This window comes from Nocardia sp. NPDC059240 (assembly GCF_042753865.1).
Lineage (GTDB): Bacteria > Actinomycetota > Actinomycetes > Mycobacteriales > Mycobacteriaceae > Nocardia.
Map to the genome: position 1 here is coordinate 993,188 of NZ_JBHZAC010000002.1, position 9,932 is coordinate 1,003,119.

The 9,932-nt window shown below is 69.5% G+C and carries 8 protein-coding genes; 2 read left to right on the forward strand and 6 right to left on the reverse strand.

The genetic code is table 11. The annotated features are described in order from the left end of the window. Nucleotides 1–97 precede the first annotated feature (97 nt). Nucleotides 98–997, forward strand: coding sequence for an immunity 49 family protein (locus ACFXHA_RS10210; protein ID WP_379354957.1), 900 nt, complete (start codon nt 98–100; stop codon nt 995–997). A 111-nt stretch (nt 998–1,108) separates the two neighbouring features. Here ACFXHA_RS10210 and ACFXHA_RS10215 read toward each other — a convergent pair whose 3' ends face one another. The 6 genes from ACFXHA_RS10215 to ACFXHA_RS10240 all read right to left on the reverse strand — a co-directional run bounded on the left by ACFXHA_RS10215 (nt 1,109) and on the right by ACFXHA_RS10240 (nt 7,801). Further along, entirely contained in the window at nt 1,109–3,799 is a 2,691-nt protein-coding gene (locus ACFXHA_RS10215; RefSeq protein WP_379354959.1) for a fumarate reductase/succinate dehydrogenase flavoprotein subunit, read from the reverse strand. Next, on the reverse strand, nt 3,799–4,560 hold the full coding sequence (locus ACFXHA_RS10220; RefSeq protein WP_379354961.1) for an ABC transporter ATP-binding protein: 762 nt from the start codon (nt 4,558–4,560) through the stop codon (nt 3,799–3,801). Before ACFXHA_RS10220 ends, ACFXHA_RS10215 begins: the two co-directional genes overlap by 1 nt. Beyond that, nucleotides 4,557–5,357 (reverse strand): ABC transporter permease, encoded by an 801-nt coding sequence (locus ACFXHA_RS10225; protein WP_379355069.1) that lies wholly within the window; start codon nt 5,355–5,357, stop codon nt 4,557–4,559. Before ACFXHA_RS10225 ends, ACFXHA_RS10220 begins: the two co-directional genes overlap by 4 nt. 62 nt (nt 5,358–5,419) lie before the next feature. Beyond that, complete coding sequence (locus tag ACFXHA_RS10230) at nt 5,420–6,802, reverse strand: ABC transporter substrate-binding protein (RefSeq protein WP_379354963.1); 1,383 nt, start codon at nt 6,800–6,802, stop codon at nt 5,420–5,422. Nucleotides 6,803–6,812: 10 nt separating this feature from the next. Further along, nucleotides 6,813–7,040: a ferredoxin family protein gene (locus ACFXHA_RS10235; protein ID WP_379354965.1), complete on the reverse strand. Its 228-nt coding sequence runs from the start codon at nt 7,038–7,040 to the stop codon at nt 6,813–6,815. Beyond that, nucleotides 7,040–7,801 (reverse strand): GntR family transcriptional regulator, encoded by a 762-nt coding sequence (locus tag ACFXHA_RS10240; protein ID WP_379354967.1) that lies wholly within the window; start codon nt 7,799–7,801, stop codon nt 7,040–7,042. The genes ACFXHA_RS10235 and ACFXHA_RS10240 overlap by 1 nt, the downstream gene beginning before the upstream one ends. A 688-nt stretch (nt 7,802–8,489) precedes the next feature. Between ACFXHA_RS10240 and ACFXHA_RS10245 the strand changes: the two genes are divergently transcribed. Continuing rightward, nucleotides 8,490–9,767, forward strand: a complete 1,278-nt coding sequence (locus ACFXHA_RS10245; protein WP_379354969.1) for an ROK family protein — start codon at nt 8,490–8,492, stop codon at nt 9,765–9,767. Nucleotides 9,768–9,932 lie beyond the last annotated feature (165 nt).

A 9,932-nucleotide genomic window follows, 5' to 3' on the forward strand; every position in this document is an offset into this window, starting at 1 on the left:
TCCCGACCGATGTACGAGGGGCTGGAGTCCGCTATTGTCGCGCCGTGAGCAATCTTTCAGCAATATCGCTGGCCACACCTCTAGTCATAACGGTCCCATGACCGAACGCCATCTCGCGCTGAATGCCCAGGATCTGAGCTACCCCTCCGCTATTCGCAATACGGATGCCGGGTTCGGACGGGCGGTCCGGGTTCGGACGGCCGCGCTGCGCGCGGAGTACCTGATGCAGAACCCGCAGGCGGTGCTCACCGACGTGGCCTGGTGCTCGCGGGCCATCGCCGGTTACCTCACCCTGGACGACCCGCACGGCGGCACCGACGGGGTGCGGCAGGCGGTCGCGGATTCGGCTGCGGCGCAGGCGACCCGGCTGCGGTCGGTGGCGCGGCCCGCCGGTCAGGAGCCGCTCGAGGTGACGCTCGCGGGGGCGCGGTGGACGGTTCCGGCCGTCGGCGGCGCGGTCCCGCCGCCGACGGTGGCGGATCTGCTGAACGGGCTGTGGCCCGCGCTGATCGGACGTGATCAGGAGTTGCTCGGCTTCCTCCTCGGCTCGTCCGGCAGTCCCGGCTATCCGCTGTCGGCAACCACGCGCACCGGGCATCCGGCGGAACACTGCCTGTACCTGTGGGCGGACGCCTGGCAGCGGGTGTGGACGGGCGATCCGGCGGCGGAGACGGTCATCGTGGACGGCATCGAGGCCGCGGTGGATGTGCAGGCCACCGCCGGCGACGACTACGCGCTGACCATCGCCTATTCCGCACTGTGCCTGCTGGACGCGGTATTGCGCGGTGAGGCCGCCGAATTCGACACCGCCCTGGTGGAGGGCCTGGAGTTCCATCGGCGATTCTGGGAATCCCAGCAGCGCTGGCTCGACCCGGAGGGCTTCATCGCCTGGCCGCTCCTGGCGGTCGCCTGCCTGGCGGTCGATCGTGGCATGCGGCCGAGCATCGACACCGGATACCTACCCGCCGGCTTGCTGTACCGCGCCACGGCAGGCTGAGCGCCCGGCCGACGCCCTACCGGCTTCCCGGCAGGCACGCGGGATCCACACCGCCGGAGCGGATTCCGATCGAGAACGCACCGAAATCGGCGGCAGGGCCTGCCGGGACGCTCAGCCGTCGGCGTGGACGGCCAGCGCGCGACGGGCGTACGCGCGGACGTCGGCGTCGCTGTCGGCGAGCGCGGTATCCAGGGCGACGCGAGCCGCGGCGGATTCGGGCCAAGTGCTGAGTGTGAGCACCGCGGCCTTACGGATGTCGGGGTGAATGTCGGCAAGGGCGGTGCGTAGCGGATCGGCGGCGTGGTCGGGTCCCACCGACGCGAGTCCGCGGGCCGCGCCTTCGCGGATCTGCCAGGCCGAATCACCCAGCGCGGCGGACAGAGTCGCGGCGTCCACCACCGTGCCCAGCCTGCCGAGCGCCGTGAGCGCTGCGGCCCGCACCAGCGGGTCGCGGTCGCCGAGCAGGCCGCGGACGGTGTCCGCCCCGCCCCCGCCGATGGTGGCCAGGCCGCGCGCGGCCGCGATGCGTACCTCACGGTTGTCGTCGTGGGCGGCGGCGGTCAGCGCGTGCCAATCGTCCAGGGACACCAGGCCCTGCACGGCTTGGACGCGCACCCGGTGGTCGGCGTCGACGGCGGCCTTGGCGAAGAGTTCGGGGCTGCCGGTCCGCAGGGCGCGGAGCAGATCCACCACGGCGGCGCGCACGATCGGATCCGGGGAGTCGACGTGAATCGCGAGACCGGCTGCGGCGGGCAGGATTTCGACCAGCTCGCGCAGACCGGCGACGGCGGCGGCGCGTACCTGCGCGTCCTCGTCGGCGAGTGCGTCGATGAGCGGATCCGCGAAACCGTCGGGGGTGTGCTCGGTGAGCACCGACAGCGCGGTGGCCCGCACCCGCGGATCGGGATCGGCGAGGAACGGGGCCAGCTCGGTGACGCCGGGCGCGTCGAGAGCGAGCACCAGCGCGATGCCCGGCGCGACAAGGTCTTTCACCACCGGGGTCGAGTGGGTGCGGAGCCGCGCGTCCAGGCTCGGCGGTGTCCCGAGGACCGCGGGTTGTTCCACGGCGATGACCGCGGGGTCGTCCGATGGCAGGTCGTCGAGGCCGGGGACCGGGACGAAATACGGTGCGACCGGGCGCTTCAGGAATTCCATCCGGCCGTCGGCGGTCTTGCGCAGGTTCAGGTGGTAGCGCCACTCGACGTCGTCGCGCTCCGGCAGGTCGGCGCGCTCGTGGTAGAGGCCCCACCGGGATTCGGTGCGGGTGAGGGAGGAGCGGGCGGCCATTTCGGCGCAGTCGCGAATGAAGCTCACCTCGGCGCAACGCATGAGTTCGTGTGGGGTGCGCGCGCCCATACCCGCGAGATCGTCGCGCATGCGGTCGAAGGTCTCGATGGCGAGGGAGAGTTTGGTGGCCGTCTTTGGCGGGGCCACATAGTCGTTCACGAAGCGGCGCAGCTTGTACTCGACCTGGGGCTGCGGAGGACCGTCGGGATGGCGCAGCGGGCGGTAGACGAGTTCATGGGCGGCGGCGAGTTGATCGGCGGGCAGGTCGGCGGGTGCGGGCACCTCGTCGAGGGTGGTGGCGGCGTGCGCACCGGCGAGGTCGCCGTAGACGAACGCGCCGATCATGTAGTTGTGCGGGACGCAGGCCAGGTCACCGGCGGCGTAGAGGCCGGGGACGGTGGTGCGGGCGTTCTCGTCGACCCAGACGCCGGACGCGGAATGGCCACTGCACAAACCAATTTCGGAGATGTGCATCTCGATGTCGTGGGTGCGGTAGTCGTGGCCGCGATTGGCGTGGAAGGTGCCGCGGGTGGGGCGTTCGGTGGTGTGCAGGATGCCTTCGAGGGCCTCGAGGGTTTCCTCGGGAAGGTGTGAGACCTTCAGATAGATGGGTCCGCGCGCGGATTCGATCTCCCGCTTCACCTCCGACATCATCTGCCCCGACCAATAGTCGGAGTCCACGAAGCGTTCGCCGAGGGCGTTGACCTGGTAGCCGCCGAACGGATTCGCGACGTAGGCGCAGGCCGGTCCGTTGTAATCCTTGATGAGCGGATTGATCTGGAAGCATTCGATCCCGGAGAGTTCCGCGCCCGCGTGATAGGCCATGGCGTAGCCGTCGCCCGCGTTGGTGGGGTTCTCGTAGGTGCCGTAGAGGTAGCCGGAGGCGGGCAGGCCGAGGCGGCCGCAGGGACCGGTCGCCAGGATGACGGCCTTCGCGGCGACGGCGACGAATTCCCCGGTGCGCGTGTTCAATGCGGCCGCACCGACCGCGCGGCCGCCCTCGGTGAGCACCCGCACCGGCATCAGCCGGTTCTCGATGCGGATGCGTTCGCGCATCTTGCGCTGCCGCAGCACCCGGTAGAGCGCCTTCTTGACATCCTTGCCCTCCGGCATGGGCAGCACGTACGACCCGGACCGGTGCACGCGGCGGACCGCGTATTCGCCGTAGGCGTCCTTCTCGAACTTCACCCCGTAGCGCTCCAGACGCTGCACCATCGCGAAGCCACGGGTGGCGGTCTGATAGATGGTGCGCTGGTTGACGATTCCGTCATTGGCGCGGGTGATCTCGGCGACGTAGTCCTCGGGTTCGGCCTTGCCGGGGATGACGGCATTGTTGACGCCGTCCATCCCCATGGCGAGCGCGCCGGAGTGGCGGACGTGCGCCTTCTCCAGCAGCAGCACATTCGCGCCCGCCTCGGCGGCGGTGAGCGCGGCCATGGTGCCCGCGGTGCCGCCGCCGATGACCAGGACGTCGCAGTCGAGGCGGACGGTGTCGTCGAGATCGGGGATGTCCATCAGGCCGGTACCTCCGTGAGATCGCCCGAATGGTCCAGGGCGGTAATGATTTCGGCGCGTAGCCCGGTGCGGTCGACACCGATTTCGCGCGGGTGGGGAACGTCGAGAACGGCACGCAGCGGCTCTCCGGCGCGGCCCAGCACGGCGATGCGATCTCCGAGCAGCAACGCCTCGTCCACGTCGTGGGTGACGAAGACGATGGTGGTGGGATGCGTGCGCCAGGTGTCGATCAGCAAGCGCTGCATGGTATTTCGGGTTTGGGCGTCGAGCGCGCCGAAGGGCTCGTCCATCATGACCGCGCGCGGTGCGCCCGCCAGTCCACGGGCCAGTTGGACGCGTTGTCGCATGCCGCCGGACAAGGATTTGGGCAGGAAGTCGGCGAAACCGGTGAGCCCGATCTCGGCGATCCACCGGTCGGCCAGGGCGCGCCGCCCGGCTCGGGGTTCGCCCCGGAGCTGCAGCGCCAGTTCGATATTGGCTCGGACGGTCTTCCAGGGCAGCAGCGCGTTGTCCTGGAACACGACGGCGCGGTCACGGTCGGTGCCGGTGACATCGGCCCCGTCGGCCTGCACCCGGCCGGAGTCCGGCCGCAGCAGCCCGGCCAGTGCGCGCAGCACGGTGGACTTCCCGCAGCCGGAGGGCCCCGTGAGGATGAGGATCTCGCCGGGGCGCACGGTGAGCGACAGGTCGGCGATCACGGGCGCGCCGGTATACGACAGCCCCACCCGATCGATGGTCAGTTCCATTGCGGTCGTGCTCATTTCACCGTCTCCTCGCCGCGCGGCAGCCAGTGCGTCACGCGCCTGCCGATGAATTCCACTGCCGCCGAGGTGGTGTAGCCGAGCACGCCGATGGTGATGATCCCGACGAACACGCCCGGATAGTCGACGATCGTGTACGCCTGCCACGTGCGATAGCCGACACCCAGACGGCCGGAGATCATCTCGGCCGACACCACGCAGATCCAGGCCACGCCGATGCCGGTGGACAGGCCGCTGAAGACGCCGGGCAGGCTGCCCGGCAGCACCACCCGCCACAGCACGTCGAACCGGGTGCCGCCCTGGGTGCGCACCGATTCCTCCCAGATGGTCGGCAGCGCCCGCACCGCGTGCCGGGTGGCGACCATGATCGGGAAGAACGCGGCCAGGAAGGTGATGAACACGATCCCGGCCTCGTCGTCGGGAAACAGCAGGATGGCGACCGGCACGATGGCGATGGCCGGAATCGGCCGGGCCAGCTCGGTGAGCGGGCCGAGAATGTCGGCGCACCAGCGTGAACGCCCCAGCGCCACTCCGCTAGTCACGCCCAGCAAGGCAGCCAGACCGAACCCGGTGAGAATCCGGATCAGCGACTGGCCGAGGTCGAGGTAGTAGGTGTCGGTGCCCAGCTGATGCCCGAACGCCCGCACGATCTGGGTGACGGTCGGCAGCATGTCGAACCGCACCCACAACCGGAGGTGCTGGGAAGTCAGCACCTGCCAGACTCCGATGGCGGCAAGCACCGAGACGAGCCGCACCAGGCGCGAGGTCCACACCCGCCGCTCGGCCCGCACCCGCACGGTGGCGGCGGGCCGAGCCTGAACCCGAGGCGAAGCCTCCAGCGGCGCAACGGTGGTGGCGCTCACGACCGCACCTCGGTCACGGCCTGGTCGTAGCTCACGGCCTTGCCGGTGGGGTGCTGGGCCAGGTAGCGCTGGACGGCGGCCTGCGTGGTGAAGGGCAGGTAGTTGTCGCCGTCGTGGATCCACAGGGCCTTGTCGGCGAACCAGCGGGTGCCGAGCTCCGCGTCGGGGACGTAGGCGGCGCGGACGGTCTTGCCCTGTGCGCGAGCCTGTTTCACCGCGCGCAGCAGCGCGTTGGCGTCACCGACGGACTGCGTGGTGCTCTCACCGGCGAGCCAGAGTTCGCCGCCCGAACCGGGCAGGGGGTTGGCCACGTTGGCCAACTCGGCGTCGTAGTTCAGCCCACGCTCCCGATAGACCTGCTGCAATGCCGCCGGGTCGACGAACTTGTCGATGTCGAGGTCGGCGAAGTCGCCGATCGACTTCAGGTACGGCACATCACCTTTGAAGGCGGCGATGAGCGACGGCTTCAGCGTGGTGTCGAAGGAGGTTCCGCCCGGCCCGTTGTAGAGGTACACGACCTCCGGGGCCAGCCCGGCGTTGTCGGCGACGGACTGCGCCGCCTCCAGGGGGTGCTGGTGGATGAAATCGGTGGCGTCCAACTGGGCTTGCAGGAACGCATCGAGCACCTCCGGGTGCTGCGTGGCGTAGTCGCGGCGGGCCACCACGCCGTGGAAGGTCGGGACGTTCAGTTCCGCGCCGTCGTAGAGCAGTTTCGCCTTGTTCTGGAAGACCAGCAGGCCGGGCCAGGCCACGAATTGCGACAGTGCGGCGACCTGACCGGATTCCAGTGCGGAGGAGCCGATCTGGGGCTGCTGGTTGAGTACCTCGACCCCGTTCTTGGGGTCGATGCCGGCGCGGGTGAGCGCCTGCACGAGGGTGCCGTGCCCGGCGGAGCCGACGCTGGCCGAGATCTTCTGCCCGGCCAGGTCGGTGATCGACCGGGCCTTGGAGTCCGGCGCGACCACCACCATGTTCAGCGCGCCCTTGGGGTTGTAGCCGGTGATGGAGACCAGTTCCGTCTTGGATCGCTCGTTGGCCTGGGTGCGAGATCCGTTGATCAGCAACGGGTAGTCGCCCATCGAGCCGATGTCGATCTTCTCCGCCACCATCTGCGCGGTGATGGGCGCGCCGGTGTCGTAGTCCTGCCACTCCACCGCATACTTGTGGCCGTTGTTCAGACCGTTCAGGCGCTGTTCCAGAAAGCCCTTGGCCTTCAGCAGGGTTCCGGCGGTGACGGTGTTGATGGTCTTGGACTGGTAGCCGATGACGACCTTGACGGTGTCACCGCCGGCGCTGCTCTCGAGCGAGCAGCCGGACGCGGTGAGGGCGAAGGTGGCGGCGATGGCCGCGGTGGCGAGGCGGGCGGGGTGGAACTTCATCGGTTTTTCCTCAGCGCAGCAGGTAGGGCATGTTGACGGTGACCGCGCCGGTGGGACAGCGCGCGGCGCACGGGCCGCAGTACCAGCACTCGTCGACGTGCATGTACGCCTTGCCGTTGTCGGGATTGATCGCCAGCGAATCCAGTGGGCAGATCTCCACGCACAGCGTGCAGCCCTGGATGCAGAGCGATTCGTCGATGGTCACCGGGACGTCCGCCCGCTGCTCGATGAGGGCCATCAGGCCAGCCTCCAATCGTCCGGCGGCCGGATCAGGCTGCCGCGCATGGTGATCCGGTCGCCGCGCATCCGGATGTATTCCAGGTCGACCGGGCGGCCGTCCTCGAGTTTGGTGAGTCGTTCGAGCAGCAGCAGTGCGCCGCCCTCGGGCATCTGCAGGGTCATGGCCGAGTGGGCGTCGGCGGTGATGGCCTCGAGCGCCAGGTCCGCGGACCCGAGCGGGCCGCCGCTGATCTGCTCGATGAGGGCGAACACGTCATTGGTCTCGAGATCGCGGGTGACGACTTCATCGCCGATGTCGGGGACCAGGTAGGTGAGGTCCAGGCTGAGCGGGAGGTCGCCGAGATAGCGCAGGCGCTCGATGTAGACGGCCTGTTCCCCTGGCTCGAGCCGTAGCTTGCGGGCGACCGCGGGCGGCGGGATGAGGCGGCGGGCCGCCCGCACCTCGTTGCGCACCTCGCCGTGGCCGCGCAGCGTCTCCTTCAAACCGAGCAGGGCGTCGAGGCCGTGGTCGTATTTGCGCCGGGCCACATGGGTGCCGACCTTCGGGGCGCGTTCGATCAGGCCCTCGTCCTTCAGTAGGGCGAGCGCGTCGCGGACGGTATTGCGCGACACCGCGAATTCGGCCGACAGTTCGGATTCGGTGGGCAGGGCGCGGTCGAATGCCCCCGCGTGAATCTGCTGGCGCAGCACATCCGCCACCTGACGGGCGCGATCGGCCCGCCGTTCGGGGGCGCGCAACGGTACCGGTTCCGGCGACACCTGAACTCCCTTCCATGCCCGTCGATCTGCGATTGCAGGGCCGTTGACCTGCGATTTCAGAACTGTAGCGGCGGAAAGACAGCCGGCTCGGGACTCACGATCGGCCCGGGCGAGCGGTGCGGATTTACGCCGCCCGCCGCCGTGCGCGGCCTGCTGGAATGTCCGGGATTCGGGCTATTGCGCCACCCCGGCCGGAACCGGTCGCCTTGAAATCAGGGTGAGCGGAATGTATGCCGGTTTCTCGAGATGTGAGAGCGTGATGTGGCGTGCGCCACTCTTCGCGGGTTTCCGCCATCACTCCCGGCGTGGCGCGAAATGCCAACCAACGCAAAAGATTCGGACTTACCGAGGGTTATCCGAAGGGTTTCGAGTGAGAGCCCCGCACCACGCCCGGGTTGCCGGGACGGTCGCGCACGCCTTCCGTTCGGCGTGATCTCAATGATACTTTGATCCTATGTCTGCCAGTCGCCCTCTCTCCGCGCCGCGGGTCACCTACGTGACCATCGCGCTGGGCGTTCGGCTGCCGCGGCAACGGGAACTGTGTTGTCCCTGCCGTCCCGCAGCCGAGTTCTGAGCCCTATTCCCCAGGCGTGATCCGCCTCCTCGAATACGGGTTCCTCGCTGCACAGCCCTCATGTAGGCATACGTCCCCCTGAAGCCAGGCGGGACCGCAGCAAGGATTCCAAAAGTGTCCAGTCCCATCCTTGAACGTCCCCACGGCACCGCTACCGCCGCCACCGCGCGGCTGGCTCCGGCCCGTCCCGCGGTCCCGCCGGAGCTGCGCATCACCGACAATCCGGCGGCCGCGGTCCTGCGCGCCGCCACCCGTGGCCCGATCTTCCGCGATATCGCCGCGCAGACCACGGGTTTGAGCATCGCCACCGTGAATCGCCAAGTGTCGGCGCTGCTTTCGACCGGTCTGCTGCGCGAACGCGCCGATCTCACCGCTTCCGGCGCGGTGGGCCGCCCGCGCGTCCCGTTCGAGGTCGACACCGACACGTACGTGACGCTGGGTGTGCACATCGGCTTCACCGTCACCCGCATCGTGGCCGCGGACCTGTCCGGCCGCATTCTCGGCGGGCTCGAAATCGCCACGCCCCAAACGGGTCAGGACGCGGCGCTGACCATAGTGGCCCGCAGTGCCAAGGCCTTCCTGGACCGGTTGCCGCGCCGCCGTCCGCTGTGGACCGGCGTGGCGCTGGCCGGGCGGGTCGATCCCGCCGCGGGCGTGGTCGATCATCCGCGCCTGGGCTGGACGGCCGCGCCGGTGGCGGCGGTGTTCAGCAGCGTGCTGGATCTGCCGGTCTCGGTGTCGGCGCACGTGGAGGCGATGGCCGCCGCCGAGCTGCTGCTGGCTCCGCGCGAACCGGGCGAGGAGACCCGGCCGGGCAGCAGCCTGCTGGTGTACGCCCGCGAAACCGCCGGTGTGGCAGTGACTTTGCATGATCGGGTGCACACGCCGGCCAATGGCCCCGGCTCGATCGCGCATCTGCCGACCGGCTCGGAGGTGGATTGCACCTGCGGCCGGCGCGGTTGCTTGGAGGCCACCATCGGTGAGCGCGCCCTGCTGGAGCGGGCCGTACGCAAGGGCGTGCTGCCCAAGCCGGAGGCCCCGCGCCGCCCGGCCATCACCGATCTGTACCGGGCCGCCGACACCGGTAATGCCGCCGCCCGTGAGCTGCTGATCGAGCGGGCCGAAATCCTGGGTCGCACTGCGGCTCTGGTACGCGACATGTTCAATCCCGACCGGGTGGTGCTGGGCGGCCAGGCCTTCACCGGCTGGCGGCCCGGCATGGAACGGGTGGCCAAGGCGTTCGCGGAGTCGACCACGCTGCCCGCCGCGGATCTGCGGATCAGCCGTTTCGGTGGCCGGGTGCAGGAATTCGCGGCGGCGGTGACCTCCGTCAGCGTTTTCTACGCCGATCCGCTCTCGGCCATGCGCCGCGCCACCCGTACGGCGCGCTAGCCCCCGAACAGCGAAATCCCCCGCCGGGCGCGAGCCTGGCGGGGGATTTCTTCTGGTTGCGGGGTCGAGCCGGGCCGCCTCGAAGGCGAACTCGATCACCTCGTCGCAGGGGTCGGCGAGATCGATGCCCAGGACGACATCCCGGTACGCGGAGCGGGTGGACGC

Coding starts and splice junctions, on each gene's coding strand:
- ACFXHA_RS10210 (WP_379354957.1), top strand. CDS start 98: ATGACCGAACGCCATCTCGCGCTGAATGCCCAGGATCTGAGCTACCCC.
- ACFXHA_RS10215 (WP_379354959.1), bottom strand. CDS start 3,799: ATGGACATCCCCGATCTCGACGACACCGTCCGCCTCGACTGCGACGTC.
- ACFXHA_RS10220 (WP_379354961.1), bottom strand. CDS start 4,560: ATGAGCACGACCGCAATGGAACTGACCATCGATCGGGTGGGGCTGTCG.
- ACFXHA_RS10230 (WP_379354963.1), bottom strand. CDS start 6,802: ATGAAGTTCCACCCCGCCCGCCTCGCCACCGCGGCCATCGCCGCCACC.
- ACFXHA_RS10235 (WP_379354965.1), bottom strand. CDS start 7,040: ATGGCCCTCATCGAGCAGCGGGCGGACGTCCCGGTGACCATCGACGAA.